Genomic DNA, 15,173 nt, shown 5'->3' with positions numbered 1-15,173 from the left:
CGCGCTCGCGGCCGATCAGTTCGCAGATGTAGGTGTTGCTGATGGCGATGAAGTCGCTGCCCGGCGAGTAGAACGGGTCCAGGAACACCCCGGCCTCGCCGGTCAGCGCCCAGCGCTGCGCCGAGAACACCTGCTTGCAGCCGTAGGAGAAGTCGCGCAGGAACAGGAAGTCCTGCACCGTGTGCTCGCTGCGCTCCAGCGTGCTGGCCACCTGCGGCTGGTGCGTGCGCAGCCAGTCCATCGCCTTGGCGTGGGTGTTCATGGTCTCCAGCGGATGCAGGGCGGCATCGCAGACGATGCCCAGCGAATGCGCGCCGGAGGACAGCGGGATCAGCCAGAACCAGTAGCCGGGGCCGCACATGTGGTTGGTCGAGCGCCAGCGGTCCGGCGGCGTGCAGCGCTGCAGCCAGGCGCTGTCCTGCGACCAGCCGTTGGGATCGACCAGCCCGTCCACCCGCCACCACACCGCGTTGGCCTGGTGCGCGTTGTCCTGCGCCAGGCCGAGCTTGCGCTTGAGCAGGCCGGCGCGGCCGCTGGCGTCGATCACCCAGCGCGCCTGCAGGCGGGCGTCGGCGCCGTCGCGGCTGTAGCGCACGCAGTGGTCGCCGGCGTCCTCGGCCAGGTCGACGCCGCGCACCGTGCTGCCGTCGAGGAACTCCACGCCGAGGGCGCGCGCGCGTTCGCCGAGAAAGTTCTCGAAGCGGCCGCGGTCGATCTGCCACGACGGGGTGGGCAGCAACTGGCTCACCCCCAGCTCGGTGCACTGGTCGATGTCCGTGCGCCCGTCGGAGAAGAAGAAGCGGAAGCCGAACTTGCGGATCTGCTCGGCATCCAGGTGCTCGCGCAGGCCCAGCACCTCGGAAAAATAGTGCGCGCCGATCTCCACCGAGGATTCGCCGACCTTGAACGCGGCTTCGCGCACCGGGTGCGCGCGCCGTTCCAGCACGCGGATGCGCAGCTGCGGGTCGCGCTGGCGCAACTGCAGCGCCAGGGTCAGTCCGGCCAGTCCGCCGCCCAGAATCGCCACATCCGCCTGCGCTGCGTTCATGTCGTCTTTTCCTTGCCGACGGCCAGGGGCGCCGGGTCGAGGGTGCCGTCGGCGTCGTCGATCAGCACCGGGTTGGCGCGGGTGCGCCGGTACTCGCGCACCACGTGCCCGTAGGTCCACACCTGCACGATCACGTGCGAGGTGATCTTCCACAGATCGCGCACCAGGCGGAAGTGGCTCTTGCGGAAGCTACCGGGGGTCTGGTTGGCATAGCGGGTCTCGATCGGCACCGCCACCACCCGTGCGCCGGCCTGGCGCGCCGCCGAGATCAGCAGCTGCGCCTCGAACACGAAGCCTTCGCCGGGCACGTCGGGCAGGGTATAGACCGACTGCGGGTACAGGCGCTGGCCGCTCTGGCTGTCGACCAGGCGGAAGCCGCAGCCCCAGGCGATGCCCCAGTCGCCGAAATCGTTGCCGATGCGGCGGATCGGCGGCTGGCTGGCGCGCTTGCGCAGGCGCGCGCCGACGATCACGCAGCCGGGATGGCGGTTGGCCGCGGCCAGCAGCCGCGGGAAGTCGGCGGCGCTGTGCTGGCCGTCGCCGTCCATGGTCATCACCGCGCGCGCGCCCTGGCGCTGCGCCTCGGCGAAGCCGCTGCGCAGCGCGGCGCCCTTGCCGCGGCGCTGCGGGTGGCGCAGCACGGTCACCGGCAGGTCGGCGATGCAATCGCTGGTGCCGTCGTCGGAACCGTCGTCGACCACGATCACCCGCGGGCAGTGCGCCAGCGCGGCGCTGACCACCTCGCGGATGCGCAGCCGTTCGTTCAGGGCCGGAATCAGGATCGCGGCGTCGGCGGCGGTCAGCGGCGTGCGGCTCATGCGCGCAACTCCACTTGCAGGCAGCGGCCGCCGCCTGCGTCGAGCACGCAGCCGCCGCCCAGCGCCAGTGCGTCGAACAGCGGCAGCATCGGCGCCATCGCGTTGCCCGCGGCATGCTGCGCCAGCGCGCCATCGCCGACCGGCGCGTTGCCGTCGCGCAGTTGCACCTGGAGTTGCGGCTTGCCGTCGCGTGCGCCCGCGCTCAGCACCAGCGCACCGCCGAGCAGGCCTTCGCTGCGCGCGATGCGGCCCAGCGCGCCGACCGAGCGGCTGTCGTAGCCGACCAGCAGCACCGCGTCTTCGCCCGCGGCCAGTTGCGACAGCGCTTCCAGCAGGCCCTGCGCGAAGCTGCCGTGGTGCGCGCTGATCGCGGTCGCCGCGGCGGTGGCGCCGGCGCCGATGGTCCAGTAGCCGGCGGCGGCGTTGTGCACCGAGTTGTGGAACTTGGTCGGCGAGACCGACAGCGGTTCGCTGGCCAGGGTGGTGCACATGTAGTCGGTGATCGCCAGGTCGCCGTGGGTGGAGGTGAACACCGACGGCAGCGTGGCCGGGTCGCGGCCGGCGTCCTGGCAGGCGGCCAGCGCCGCGTCCAGCGACACCGCCACCGTGTCCGGCGCGCGGCGGCGTTCGTTCGGCGCCAGCAGTTGCGGCGAGGGCCGTGCCGGCGTCTCCAGCAGTGCGCTCTCGCCGCGGGCGAACGCCTGCGCCACGGTCCACGAGGGCAGCCCGGGCGCCCAGAAGCCGATGCCTTCGATCGTCGCGCGCAGCATGGGCGTGCTCATGCGCGGCCGAACAGCAGCGAGCAGTTGTTGCCGCCGAAGCCGAAGGAGTTGTTCATCGCGTAGCGGACCTGTGCATGGGCGGTGGCGAAACGGATCTGCGGGCCGCAGGCGGGATCGGGCAGTTCGCTGTTGAGGGTGCCGGGCAGCAGGCCGTCGCGCAGCGCCAGCAGCGCGAACACCGACTCGACGATGCCGGCGGCGCCGAGCGTGTGCCCGGTCCAGGCCTTGGTCGAACTGGCGTGCAGGGTGGGCGGGAACAACGCCGCCACCGCGGCGGCCTCGACGCTGTCGTTGGCCGGGGTCGCGGTGCCGTGCAGGTTCAGATAGCCGACCTCGGCCGGGTCGACGCCGGCGCGCTGCAGTGCGCCGCGCATCGCCAGGCCGGCGCCCAGGCCTTGCGGATGCGGCGCGGACATGTGGTGCGCATCGCTGGACTCGCCGTACCCGCACAGCAGCGCCTGCGCCGGCGGCGCATCGGCGGCATCGGCGCGTTCCAGCAGCGCGTAGCCGCCGGCCTCGCCCAGCGACAGCCCGACCCGGCGCGCGTCGAACGGCCGGCACGGTTCCGGCGACACCACCTGCAGCGAGTTGAAGCCGAACAGCACGCTGCCGCACAGCGTGTCCACGCCGCCGACCAGCGCCGCATCGACCACGCCGGCGGCGATCAGCCGCGCCGCCTGGGCGAACACCTTGGCGCTGGACGAGCAGGCGGTGGCGACGGTGATGCACGGGCCGCGCAGGCCGGTGGCCGCGCGCACGAAATCGCCCAGCGAATGCGGGGTGTGCACGATCGGGCGGTCCAGATCGGCGGGCAGGCGCGGGCCGTCCGCGTCATGATCGAGCCGGGTGTAGCCCTCCTCGCTGGCGCCGATGCTGGAGGTGGAGGTGCCCATCACCACCGCCACCCGGTCGGCGCCATGCCGTTGCGCCGCGGCGGCCACGGCGTCGGCCATGCCGTCCTGCTGCAGCGCCAGCCAGGCCAGGCGGTTGTTGCGGCATTCCCACGCGGCCAGCGCCGGCGGCAGCGCGGCGGTTTCCAGCGCGTCCACCCGGCCGATCCAGCATTGCAGCGGTTGCGGACCGAAATCGTTGCGGCGCAGGCCGCTGCGGCCCTCGCGCAGCGCCGTGGCCTGGGCCTGCAGTCCGCTGCCGAGCGCGTTGGTCGCGGTGTAGGCACGGATGGCCACCGGGGCCATGCGGGGCGACGAGGACGCTTCGGTCACGCGGTATTCCATACAAGGGCAATTGCCGCAGTATATCGACGCATTCGGTCATGCCGTGAAACACCCGCAACGCCAACGTGAATGGCGCGCTTGCCCTGGATCCGTTCAGCGCAGGGCCGGCGTGCGCTTTCGCCGCTGGCGCATTTCCTCCACAATCGCTTGCCTTTCCACGCCAGGCGCACGCCACGGGCATGCAAGCCTACGTCTACAAAAGCCAACGCAAGCCGGACACCTATCTGTATCTCGCCGCCCGCGACGACTTCGGCCGTTTGCCGCCGGCGTTGCTGGCGTCGCTGCAGCCGCTGGCGTTCGTGCTCGAGGTGGCGTTGACCGCCGAACGCACGCTGGCCCGCGCCGATCCGGCCGCGGTGCGCGCCAACCTCGCCGGCTGCGGCTTCCATCTGCAATTGCCGCCGTCTCTGCCCGGCACCACCGATCGACACGATGACTGACTCCTTTCTCCGCGCGCGTGCGCCGATGCTCGCCGCCGCGCTCGGCGCGGTGCTGGCGCTGGCCGCCGGATTCGGCCCGCTGGCCGCGGCGCTGGGCGCCTGGCTGGCGCAACCGGCGTTCGCGCTGGCGCTGTCCTGGCAGCGCGGCAGCCGGCCGCGTCCGCGCGCGGCGCGCGAGCTGGTCGGCGCGGTGGCGCCGCTGCTGGTGCTGTGGGCCGGCGGCATGGCGCTGGTCGCGGTGCTGGTGGCCTGGCCGCTGGCGGCGCTGCACGACAGCGGCAGCCTGGCCGCCGCATTGGCGCTGAGCGTGGCCGCCAGCGCCGCGCTGCTCGGGCTGTGGCGGACCTGGCCGCTGTGGCACGCCAGCGATTGCCAGGGCGGCGCGTTGGGCGCGCGCTGGCACGCGCTGGCGCAGCAGGACGTGCAGGCCTGGCGCGGGCTGGCGGTGGCGGCGCTGGTGCTGGTGCTGGCCGGGCTCGGCGTGGTGCTGGCCTGGCCGGGGCTGCTCGCCGACGCCGCGCGCTGGCCGCTGGCCTTGGCCTACGCGCTGCTGTCGCCGTTGCTGCATGCCGGCCTGCAACGGGTGGCGCCGCCGCAGCCGCTGACCCCGCCGGTGTCCTCCGCCGACCTGTTCGCCGAACTCAGCGCCGCGCCGCACGCGGACGAGCCGGCGCCGGCGCAGGACGAACTGCATGCGGCGCTGTACGAGGCGGCCCGTGGCGGCCGCGTGGATCGTGCGCTGCAGCTGCTGCAGGCCGGCGCCGATCCGCATGCGCTGCCCGCCGCCGAGTGGCGCGACCAGCGCAGCCTGCCGGTGCTGGCGGCGGTGCTGCCGGACCTGCGCCTGTTGCGCGAACTCATCGTGCGCGGGGTCGACGTCAATCGTCCGCACCTGGGCATGACCCCGCTGCTGGCCGCCACCCGCGACAGCTGGCATGGCCGCCCGGAAGCGGTGATGACCCTGCTCGCCAACGGCGCCGACCCGCGCGCCAGCGACGGCGACGGCAATACCCCGCTGCACCACGCCGCGCGCAGTTCCGACCCCGGCGTGGCCGCGCTGCTGCGCGACGCCGCCGCCGAACTGGATGCGGCCAGCCGCGACGGCCTGACCCCGCTGGCGGTGGCCTGCCAGGTCGGCAACTGGCGCATGGCCAAGTTCCTGCTCGAGCGCGGGGCCAAGCCGGAGCCCGCCGAGGCCAGCCCGGTGCTGCTGGCCGCGGCCGGCACCGAGGAAGACGATCCGGCCGGCGTGCAGTTGCTGCTCAAGCACAAGGCGCGGGTCGACGCGCGCGATCGCCAGCGCCGCAGCGCGCTGCACGAGGCGGCGCAGGCCGGCCACGTGGAGATCGTGCAGGCCCTGCTCGGCGCCGGCGCCAACCTGGAAGCGCGCGACGCGCTGGGCCGCACGCCGTGGCTGGAAGCCGCCCGCCACGGCCGCGTGGCGGTGCTGGAACGGCTGCTGCCGCACAAGCCGGACCTGGCCGCGGTCGACGCCGACGGCCGCAACGCGATCCTGCTGGCCTGCACCGCCGACCACGTCGCCCCCGGCCTGATCCGGCGCCTGCTGGAGCTGGGCGTGGCGCCGGCGCAGCCGGACCACAGCGGCCGCCGCGCCGTCGACCTGGCCGCCGAGGCCGGGCGCTGGGCGATCGTGTCCGCGCTGGACCCGGACTATCCGCTGCCGGCCGCGGTCAGCGACGGCCAGGGCGAGACCGGCCCCGCCGGCCTGCCCGACCGGCCGCCGCTGGAACTGCTGCGCGAGGGCCTGCAACTGGGCCAGCCGCGCGAGGGCCTGGCCGCGCTGGCGCGGCTGTGCGCGGCCGAGGAACTGGGCGCGCTGCTGCACGATGCCTCGCTGGCGTTGAACGCGCAGGCGGTGGACTGGCTGCTGGCGCACGGCGCCGCGCCGGAGGTGCTCGACGCCTGCGGCGACACCCCGATGTTCGCGCTGCTCTCGCGCGGCGTGGAGGCGGTGCCCAGCCTGCAGGCGATGCTGCGCCATGGCGTGTCGCCGGCCGGCCGCGGCGGCCTGACCCGGCTGCTCGCCGCCTGCGCCCAGCACGATCACGCCTCGCGCGCGCTGGAACAGTTCGCCCTGGAACTGCTCGAGCGCGGCGCCGATCCGTTCGCGCCATCGCCGGCCGGCGATCCGCCGCTGTCGCTGGCGGTGCGGCTGGGCTGGCTGCGCCTGCAACTGCAGTTGCTCGAGCGCGGCGCCGACCGCGAGGCGCGCGACAGCCATGGCATGACCGCGCTGCACCTGGCCGCCGCGCTGGGCCGCGAGGCCTCGCTGAAACTGCTGATCCAGCAGGGCGCCTCGCCGGACGCGCGCGCCGCCGACGGCCAGACCCCGCTGGGCGTGGCCCTGGCCAGCGGCCGCCGCGACCTGGCCGACTGGCTGGACTGGCGCACCTGGCCGCTGCCGCGGCGCCCGCTGCGCGAGGCCGACGTGCCGGCCGCGGCAATGGTCGGCGACGCCGAGGCGATCCGCCGCCTGATCGACCTGGGCCTGCCGGTGGATGCGGTGGACGCGCAGGGCTGCACCGCGCTGCTGCGCGCCGCCGGCGGCGGCCATGCCGCGGCGGTGAAGCTGCTGCTGTCGCGCGGCGCCGACCTGCAGCACGCCGCGGCCAGCGGCGCCACGCCGCTGTCGGCGGCGGTGAGCATGCGCCAGACCGAGATCGTCGCGGCACTGCTGCAGGCCGGCGCGCAGATCGAACACCGCCTGCCGGGCGGGGTCACCGTGCTGATGCTGGCCTGCGCGCTGGGCCTGCCGGACATCGCCGCGCGGCTGCTGGCGGCCGGTGCCGACGTGCATGCCGGCGATGCCCAGCAACTGGCGCCGCTGCACTGCGCGGCGCTGTACGGCTTCACCGCGCGCGACAAGACGCGCCTGTTGGCGCTGCTGGACACCTTGCTGCTGGCCGGCGCCGAGGCCGACCGCGCTTCCGCCGGCGGGGTGACGCCGCTGCTGTTGCTGCTGGGCGCGCGCGCCGAACCGGGCACGGCCTGCGAGGAGCCGGTGGTGCTGGCCGGCGTCGAGCGCCTGCTCGACGAGGAGGTCAGCCTGGAAGTGCAGGATCCGCGCGGCTTCGGCCCGTTGCACCTGGCCGCGCTGCACGGCCTGCCGCTGCTGGTGCAGCGCCTGCTGCGCGCCGGCGCCGATCCGGAACTGCGCGATACCTTGAACCGCACCCCGCGCGAGATCGCGGTGATGCGCGGCTTCGTCGACGTCGCCGGGCAGTTCCAGCCGGCGCTGCCGGGGGTGTCGTCGATGGCCCGGTTCCTGCGCGAGAGCCGCTGACGGGGAGCGGCCCGGCATGCGCGCGGTGGTCGCCGCGCGCACCCGCGATCGTGCCGCGGAGCGTCGCCGTCGCCGCCGAGAGGCGGACCCGCAGGGGGCGGTCCGCGGCCGCGCCAGCGCTGGCCGCGCGGCATCCCGATGCGGCATCATCGTCGCCGAACCCACACCGACTTCGCGCGCCGGGCGATGCCCAGGACGTCGGCATTCGGAATGGAGCCTCCATCTTTCCAGGGAATCGACTTGATGAAATGCAAGGCGCTGTGGCTGGCGGTACTGGCGACCTCTCCGGCGTTCGCCACGGAACTCAATGGCTCCACCGGCTACTACGGCCCGATCACCTCGGTGGCCAGTGGCTTCTTCCAGAGCGTCGGCGTCGCCTTGCCGTCCGGCACGACCTGCAACGGGAAAACCGTGCTGATCCTGAAACGGGACAATGCCTTTTTCAAGGAAATCCAGGCCACGCTGCTCACCGCGCTGGCGAACAACCGCAACGTGCATGTGGGGCCGGTGATCGGCGACAACGTCGATAGCAATGGGTTTTGCGTCGTCAGCGAAGTGTCGCTGGAGAGGTTCCCCTCCTGGACCACGCAATAACCGGACGCGACGGCTGCGGGTGGCGGCCACGTCTGGTCCGGTGCCTGCCGCGACGGCCTCGGCGCGGCGCGTCACGTTGCACGCTCTTAGCGATCGCGCGCGGTCTCGCGTGCGGCCACGGCGACGCGGGGCGGGTGGATTTGCGCGCCACTGACGCCGAGCCGATCGGGCGCAGCGCCATGACGGCGCTGCGCTGCGCAGGCGCGGTTACTGCCGCGCCACCACGGTCAGGCCGCTGTAGCTGCCGCTCAGCCGCACGTAGTAGGTCGTGGTGCTGGATGGAGTGAGGCGCACCGTCTGCGTGGTGCCGGCACGGGTGGAGCGCGCGTCGTAGCTGCTGCTGGTCGGCGTCTTGCCCGCGGACACGTACATCGCCACGTTGCCGGTGCCGCCGAAGGTCATGAAGCTGACCACCGTGCCGGCCGTGGCCTGGAAGCTGTACAGCGCGTCGCCGCCCTGGCTGCCGATGCCGCGCATCTCCACCTTGTTGACCAGGGTCTTGGTCGGCGGCACGCAACTGCTGTCCGACGGATCGCACTGCGGGGTGGTGGCCATCTGCAGCAGCATGTCCACGTCCAGGATGCCGGCGCCGATCGGCGTGGTGGTGGCGATCGCCACCGGGAACGGCCGTGCGCTGGCGCGCAGCAGGTCGCGCATGCCGGTCCAGCTGAGCGGGGTCTTGGCCACGCTCTGCACCATCGCCACCGCCGCGGCCACGTGCGGGGAGGCCATCGAGGTGCCGGCCATGCCGCCGATCTGCCAGTCGCCGGTCGGGCTCTGCGTGCCGCCGTTGATCACCTGGAAGATGTAGCCGTTCGGATTGCCGTCGACGTCGCCGCCGCCGCCCGGCGCGGCGATGTCCACGCGCGTGCCGTAGTTGGAGTAGCTGGCGCGGCCGCCGTTGACCCGCGAGGCGCCGACGCTGATGACGCCGTTGCAGGACGACATGGTGTAGGTGCCGGCGTTGGCGTTGGAGTTGCCGGCGGCGACCACGATGATCGTGCCCTTGGCGTTGATCTGGTCGATCGCGTCCTGGTAGATCTGCGGGCAGGTGTCCGGGCCGCCGCTGCCCAGGCTCATGTTGATCACCTCGGCCGGATTCGGATTGGTCGGCAGGCCGGCCACCGGCAGGCCCGCGGCCCACAGCATGCCGTCGGCGATGTCGCTGCCGAAGCCGCCGCAGGAGCCGAGCACGCGCACCGGCACGATCTTGGCGTCGTAGGCCAGGCCGGCGGTGGCCAGGTTGTTGTTGGTGACCTGGGCGATGGTGCCGGAGACATGGCTGCCGTGCCACGAGCTCGGCTCGGCGGCGTTGCCGGACCCGCCCAGCGCATTGCAGTAGTCGGCCTCGACCCAGTCGCCCAGGTCGTAGCCGCCGGCCACGCGGCCGTCGGCGTCGCGGCGCGAGACGCGATGGTCGGTGATCATGTCGTAGCCGGGCAGCACGTTGGCGGCCAGGTCCGGGTTGTCCTTGACCACGCCGGTATCGACCACCGCCACCACCACGCCCTTGCCGGTGGAGCGGGTCCAGCCCTGCTCGGCGTTGACCCCGCCGACCGGGTCGTGGAAATTCCACTGCAGCTTGGCGTAGGCCGGATCGTTGGGGGTGGTGGAGGCGGCGGCCGCGATGGCCGCCGGCACCCGCACGCTGGCCTCGTCCAGGCGTCGGTACAGGCGGTCGACCTGCACCGACACCACCGACGGGTCGGCCTTGAGTTCGTTGATGAAGGCGGTACGCTCGCTGTCGCTGAGGTGGCGCGAGGTCTGCACCACGTGCCAGCCCGGCACCGCCATGTCGCGCAGCACCTTGGCGCTGACCGCGCTGCGCAACGTCAGACCATTGCCGCTGATCTGCGCGCGCTGCATGCCGCTGCGCGCCACCGCGCTGCTCAGGGTGGTGGCGAGCAGGCTGCGCGCCTGGGCGCCGCCGTCGCGGGTCTTGACGATGAAGCGCTGGCCCAGGTCGCCGGGGTTGGCCGATTGCGGCACCGGGCCCTGCACGCCGCCCAGGCCGATGGTGGGAGTCGCGGCCTGCGCGGCGCCGGCGAACAGGAGGGCGGCGAGGGCAGCTGCGAGCGGATTGGAAGACATCATCTGCGGATCCTGGAAAGAGAAGTGAGAAGAAAGAAAACGGCGGCGCGTGCGGCGCCGCGTTGCATCACAGGTCAATGCCCACGCCGATGCCGGCCGAGGACTCGCCGCTGCTGAAGGCGCCGCCCAGGCTGAACGAGGCGCGCGCGCCGAGCTTGCGGGCGTAGCCGACCGACAACGCCTGCTGGCCGCCCTGGAAGCCGGCGCCGACCGACACGCGCCCGCGCGGGCTCTGCGTGCCGGCGGCGTTGACTGCCATGTTGAGCATCGCCGCGCTCATCGCGCCCAGCTTGTCCATGCGCCGGTCCATGCCGTCGAGGCGGTGTTCGGTGTCGGTGCGCAACTGGTTGAAGCTGTCGTCCAGTGCGGTGATGCGGGTATTGGTGTAGGCGGTGGCGCTGCTCAGGGTGGCGCTGTTGCCGGCACGCAGCTGCGCCACGTTGACCGCATCGGTGTCGGCGCTGCCGGCGGCGACGTTGGCGACCTGGCGCTCGTTGCCGGCGCTGCCCACCGACACCGTGTTGGCGCGGTCGGCGACCGAACCCTGGCCCAGCGCCACCGAGTTGGCGGCACTGGCCGAGGCGCCCTGGCCGAGCGCAGTGGCCGAGGCCGCCGACGCGCTGGCGCTTTCGCCCAGCGCCACCGCATTGGTCGCCACCGCAGCGATGCGGGCGTTGGCGCCGACCGCGGTGCTGCCGTCGGCGTTGACCTGGGCATTGCCGCCGATGGCGGTGTCGTTGGGGCCATAGGCCAGCGCCTGCGCGCCCATCGCCAGGCCGTTGTTGCCGTTGGCGGTGGCGCCGGAGCCCACGGCCACGGCATTGGTGCCGGCACCGGTGCTCGGCGCAATGGATACACCGTCGCCGCCGCCGACGCTGATCCCGCCGGAACCGCCGAGCGTGTTGAGGCGGTTGCCGAAGCCGGTCAACGCGGTGTCGAGCGCGCCCATCGCCGAGCCCAGGTCGGTGTAGTGGTTGCCCTGTACCAGGTAGTTGCCACCGATCAGGGTGCCGTTGGCGTCGACCACGCTGCCGGCGCCGAACGCGGCGGCGACGTTGCGCAGCTGCGCCAGGTTGACCGCATCGGTGTCCAGGGTGCCGGCGGCCAGGTTGGTGAGCTGGCGCTCGCTGCCCGTCGCGCCGATGGACACGGTGTTGTCGCGCTCGTTGACCGAGCCGGCGCCCAGCGCCACGCTGTGGTTGGTGATGGTCGTTTGGCCGTTGACGAACTGCGAGTTGCCGACGCGGGCGCCGGGGCCGATCGCGATCGACTGGTCGCCGAACACGTCCGCGCCGGTGCCCATGGCGATGCTGTCGTAGAACAGCACCGGGGTGTCACGGAAGAATTCGCCGTTCCACACCATCGCCCCGCCCAGGGCCAGGCTGCGGGTGCCTCCGGCCCAGGCGCCGTTGCCGAGCGCGGTGGCGCCGACGCCGAGGGCGAGCGCGGCCGGGCCGACCGCCGTGCCGTCGTCGCTCTGTGCGAACGCGCTGGGGCCGATGGCCACGCTGTGGGCGCCCCAGGCGCGTGCACCGTTGCCGAAGGCGGTGGCCCATTCGGCGGTGGCCTGGCTCTGTGCGCCGACGGCGACGGCGGCGTACTGGTTGGCGACCGCGGTGGAGCCGACGGCCACAGTCCGCTGCGAACTGGCCTCGGCCAGTGCGCCGACCGCGGTCGCGTTGTAGGCGGTGGCCAGCGCGCCGCCGCCCAGCGCGGTGGACAGCGGACCGGTGGCCTGGGTGGCCTGCAACTGCATGCCTTCCGAGCTGAAGCCGTCTTCGCCCACGTCGACGATGCCGCCGACGGCGACGCTGGAGCGGTCGCTGGCGATCGCGCCGGCGCCGGCGGCCACGTTGAACTTGCCGCTGGCCTGGGCGCCGGCGCCCAGCGCGGTCGCGGCCATGCCGGTGGCGGAGGTCTGCTGCAGGATCGTCACGCCGCCGGACAGATAGGCGTAATCCACATCGAGCATGCCGCCGACGGCGGTGGTGGAGATCTCGGTGGCCAGGCTGTTGTGGCCGACCGCCAGGGCGTGGTTGGCATAGCTGACCGCACCGCCGCCGATCGCGATGGTGCCGGTGCCCACCGCCGAGGCGGCCTCGCCGGCGGCCAGCGCTTCGTCGCCATCGGCCTCGGCGCCGGCGTTGCTGTCGGCGCTGCCGGTGGCCTTGAAGTAGACACTGGGATCGTAGGTGGTCGCGGCGGGGGTCGCGCTGGTGTCGCTGGCCGTGGCGTCGGTACCGGTGTGAGTCGAGCCGGCCGGCGCCGTCGCGGTGGACGTCTGCGCCATGGCCGTCGAGGCCAGGCACAGCGCGCAGGCCAGGGCCAGGGTGCTGTAGGCGCGGGGCATCGGATGACGGGCGGTGGCACCGTGCAGGGAAGTGCATTCGTTCATGGCGATCTCGGGCTGAAAAACGGCAGGGCAGAAGATGACGTCGGCGGCGCGCGTGCGCCTCCGCCTCGGTCAGGAGTGGTCTGGGAGCCGCGCCGTCGTCCCCTGGCGCGTTCCGTCATGCGAACTTAGGCCCGCCGTCACCGGCTTGTCACCCGCAAGTTCTCGCACGATCAGCATCGGATTCTCACTGAACGGGAATGGAGCACGGCGGCATGGCGAAGTCCTTCTGGAACTGGCTGGGCCGCGCGCCGTTGATGGACGAGGTGGACCGGCGCAATGCGCGCGTGATCCAACTGCTGCTGCTGTTCCTGGCGGTGACCATTCCCATCACCATCGTGATTGCGCTGCTGCTGGCGTGGCCGCAGCTGCGCGGGCAACCGGTGCAGCCCGGGCTGATCATCTCGTTGAGCATGAGCCTGCTGATCGGGGTGTGCGCGGCGATCGGTTTCGTGCGCGTGCGCCATGGCGCCTTGCGCAGTGGCGTGCGCCTGTTGCTCGGGGCGTTGCTCGGTTCGTTGTTGGTCAACGCCGCCATCCACGGGTTCCAGCGGCAATTGCCGGACCAACTGGCGCAGATGCTGGTGCTGATCCTGGCCGGCCTGGTGCTCGGGCGTCGCGCGCTGTGGGTGACGTTCGCGGCGCTGCTGCTGATGCTCGGCGTCGGCGTCGGCCACGATGCGCTGCTGGACCGCGCCGACGCGCCCGCCCAGGCCTTCTTCAACGTACTGCCGGTGTTGTTCAGTTACCTGCTGGTGGCGCTGCTGCTGGATCGCACCACCGAGGCGTTGCGCGAGAGCCTGCGCGAGTCCAACGCGCGCGGCCAGCGCCTGCAGCAGGAAATGCACGAGCGCGAACGCGCGCAGACCCAGTTGATCCATGCGCAGAAACGCGAGATCACCGAGCGCATGGCCAGCGGCCTGGCCCACGACTTCAACAACATCCTGGCGGTGATGTCCGGCTTCGCCGCCGCGCGCCACGACGACGACCTCGCCAGCGACGCGCAGCGCATCGCGCAACTGGAGGACAGCCTGGCGGCGGTGGAGGAATCGGCCGAACGCGGCATGACCATCGTGCGCCGGCTGCTGCGCTTCAGCCGCCGCGATGCCGAGCATGTCGAGCGCTTCGACGCGGCAACGGCGGTGGAGGCCCTGCAGCCGATGCTGCGGCAATTGCTGGAAGCGCGGATCGTGCTGCGCTGCACGCTCCCGGCAACGCCGGCGCCGATCCGCTTCGAGCGCAGCCAGTTCGACCTGATGCTGCTGAACCTGGCCTCCAACAGCCGCGACGCGATCGCCGACCGCGGCCATTTCGACATCGCCGTGTCCAGCGCGGACGATGGCACCGTCATCGAGGTCGCCGACGACGGCCACGGCATGCCGGCGGAGGTGGCCGCACAGGTGTTCGAGCCGTTCTACAGCACCAAGCCGGCCGACAGCGGCACCGGCCTGGGCCTGGCGGTGGTGCGCGACCTGGTGGTGCGCGCCGGCGGCCGGATCCAGGTGCACAGCACGGTGGGCGTGGGCACGCGCTTCCGCATCGTGCTGCCGCGTGCCGATGCGGTGCCGGCGTCTGTGTCGGCGCCGGCGTAGGACTGGGCGGCCTCGACGGCCCGCGCCACGCGGCGCGCGCCGGCGCGGGGCGCGTCAGCCGGCGGGATCGAAGATGTAGCCCTGGCCGTGCACGGCGGCCAGCGGCAACGGTTCGCCGCAGCGGCGCTGCACCTTGCTGCGCAGGCGGTGCACCATCGAATCCAGGCGGTGCGCGTCGAAGTCGTAGACGCGGTCGGTGAGCGCGGCGATCAACGCCTCGCGCGCCACCAGCAGGCCCGGTTGTTCGAGCAGGCGCAGGCACAGGCGGCGTTCGCTGCCGGTCAGCGCGGCGGCGGCGCCGGACGGTGACAGCAGGCACCAGCCGTCTTCGCTCACCTGCCAGCGCCCGCGTGCCGGCGCCGCCGGCGGCCGCCCGCTGACGCGTCGGGCCAGGCTGTGCAGGGTCGCGGCCAGCAGGTCGATTTCCACCGGCTTGGACAGATAGGCGTCGGCGCCGCCGGTCAGGCCGCGGATGCGGTCCTCGGTCTGGCCCAGGCTGGTCAGCATGACGATGCCGAGGTCCGGGTACTGCTGGCGCAGCACGCCGGCCAGGGTGAAGCCGTCGGTGTCGGGCAGGCCGACATCCAGCACCACGATCTCGGCACCGTCGCGCTGCACCCGCTGCTGCAGTTCCGCGCCGGTGCCGCAGCCGTCGGCGACGAAGCCGAAGCGGCGCAGGCCCGGCACCAGGATGCGGTCGCGCAGTGTCGGATCGTCCTCCAGGACCAGGGTGCGCAGGGCGGCGGCAGCGGGATCGGAAGTCATGCGCAGGCGCAGTGTAGCCGCAGCCGCCGGCTTGCGCGCGCCTGAACGGCACCTCGCGGCGATTACGCAACGCAAACACCGGCGCTGGCAGACTCGAGGCTCCTCCGTCTCG

10 protein-coding genes and 1 pseudogene are annotated in these 15,173 nt (G+C 73.0%); 4 read left to right on the top strand and 7 right to left on the bottom strand.

What is annotated here, in order from left to right:
• Positions 1 to 88 precede the first annotated feature (88 nt).
• The 4 genes and pseudogenes from NKJ47_RS00005 to NKJ47_RS20670 form a co-directional block, all read right to left on the bottom strand.
• Positions 89 to 1,048, bottom strand: a pseudogene (locus tag NKJ47_RS00005) (NAD(P)/FAD-dependent oxidoreductase); the annotation flags it as partial.
• Positions 1,045 to 1,866: a glycosyltransferase family 2 protein gene (locus NKJ47_RS20680; protein ID WP_254459570.1), complete on the bottom strand. Its 822-nt coding sequence runs from the start codon at positions 1,864 to 1,866 to the stop codon at positions 1,045 to 1,047. The pseudogene NKJ47_RS00005 and the gene NKJ47_RS20680, both read right to left, overlap by 4 nt.
• Positions 1,863 to 2,636, bottom strand: coding sequence for a beta-ketoacyl synthase chain length factor (locus NKJ47_RS20675; protein WP_254461489.1), 774 nt, complete (start codon positions 2,634 to 2,636; stop codon positions 1,863 to 1,865). The genes NKJ47_RS20680 and NKJ47_RS20675 overlap by 4 nt, the downstream gene beginning before the upstream one ends.
• A gap of 8 nt (positions 2,637 to 2,644) precedes the next feature.
• Entirely contained in the window at positions 2,645 to 3,844 is a 1,200-nt protein-coding gene (locus NKJ47_RS20670; protein WP_254461488.1) for a beta-ketoacyl-[acyl-carrier-protein] synthase family protein, read from the bottom strand.
• Positions 3,845 to 4,062: 218 nt separating this feature from the next.
• Here NKJ47_RS20670 and NKJ47_RS20665 point away from each other — a divergent pair, with 218 nt between their 5' ends.
• From NKJ47_RS20665 to NKJ47_RS20655, 3 genes are all read left to right on the top strand, one after another.
• Positions 4,063 to 4,323, top strand: a complete 261-nt coding sequence (locus NKJ47_RS20665) for a YcgL domain-containing protein (protein WP_017909431.1) — start codon at positions 4,063 to 4,065, stop codon at positions 4,321 to 4,323.
• Complete coding sequence (locus NKJ47_RS20660) at positions 4,316 to 7,627, top strand: ankyrin repeat domain-containing protein (RefSeq protein WP_254459569.1); 3,312 nt, start codon at positions 4,316 to 4,318, stop codon at positions 7,625 to 7,627. Before NKJ47_RS20665 ends, NKJ47_RS20660 begins: the two co-directional genes overlap by 8 nt.
• Positions 7,628 to 7,870: 243 nt before the next feature.
• Complete coding sequence (locus tag NKJ47_RS20655; RefSeq protein ID WP_254459568.1) at positions 7,871 to 8,221, top strand: hypothetical protein; 351 nt, start codon at positions 7,871 to 7,873, stop codon at positions 8,219 to 8,221.
• A gap of 207 nt (positions 8,222 to 8,428) precedes the next feature.
• Here the strand turns inward: NKJ47_RS20655 and NKJ47_RS20650 are convergent, their stop codons facing one another.
• Positions 8,429 to 10,315, bottom strand: coding sequence for a S8 family peptidase (locus NKJ47_RS20650; RefSeq protein ID WP_254459567.1), 1,887 nt, complete (start codon positions 10,313 to 10,315; stop codon positions 8,429 to 8,431).
• Positions 10,316 to 10,379: 64 nt separating this feature from the next.
• On the bottom strand, positions 10,380 to 12,707 hold the full coding sequence (locus NKJ47_RS20645) for a YadA family autotransporter adhesin (RefSeq protein WP_254459566.1): 2,328 nt from the start codon (positions 12,705 to 12,707) through the stop codon (positions 10,380 to 10,382).
• Positions 12,708 to 12,919: 212 nt separating this feature from the next.
• Between NKJ47_RS20645 and NKJ47_RS20640 the strand changes: the two genes are divergently transcribed.
• Positions 12,920 to 14,296 (top strand): sensor histidine kinase, encoded by a 1,377-nt coding sequence (locus tag NKJ47_RS20640; RefSeq protein ID WP_254459565.1) that lies wholly within the window; start codon positions 12,920 to 12,922, stop codon positions 14,294 to 14,296.
• A gap of 54 nt (positions 14,297 to 14,350) precedes the next feature.
• Here NKJ47_RS20640 and NKJ47_RS20635 read toward each other — a convergent pair whose 3' ends face one another.
• On the bottom strand, positions 14,351 to 15,061 hold the full coding sequence (locus NKJ47_RS20635) for a response regulator transcription factor (RefSeq protein ID WP_254459564.1): 711 nt from the start codon (positions 15,059 to 15,061) through the stop codon (positions 14,351 to 14,353).
• Positions 15,062 to 15,173: the final 112 nt, after the last annotated feature.

The sequence above is a fragment of the Xanthomonas sacchari genome (assembly GCF_024266585.1).
In the GTDB taxonomy this organism is placed as follows: domain Bacteria; phylum Pseudomonadota; class Gammaproteobacteria; order Xanthomonadales; family Xanthomonadaceae; genus Xanthomonas_A; species Xanthomonas_A sacchari_C.
Note: the sequence above shows the minus strand (reverse complement) of the source record. Positions and strands in the feature narration are given on the sequence as shown.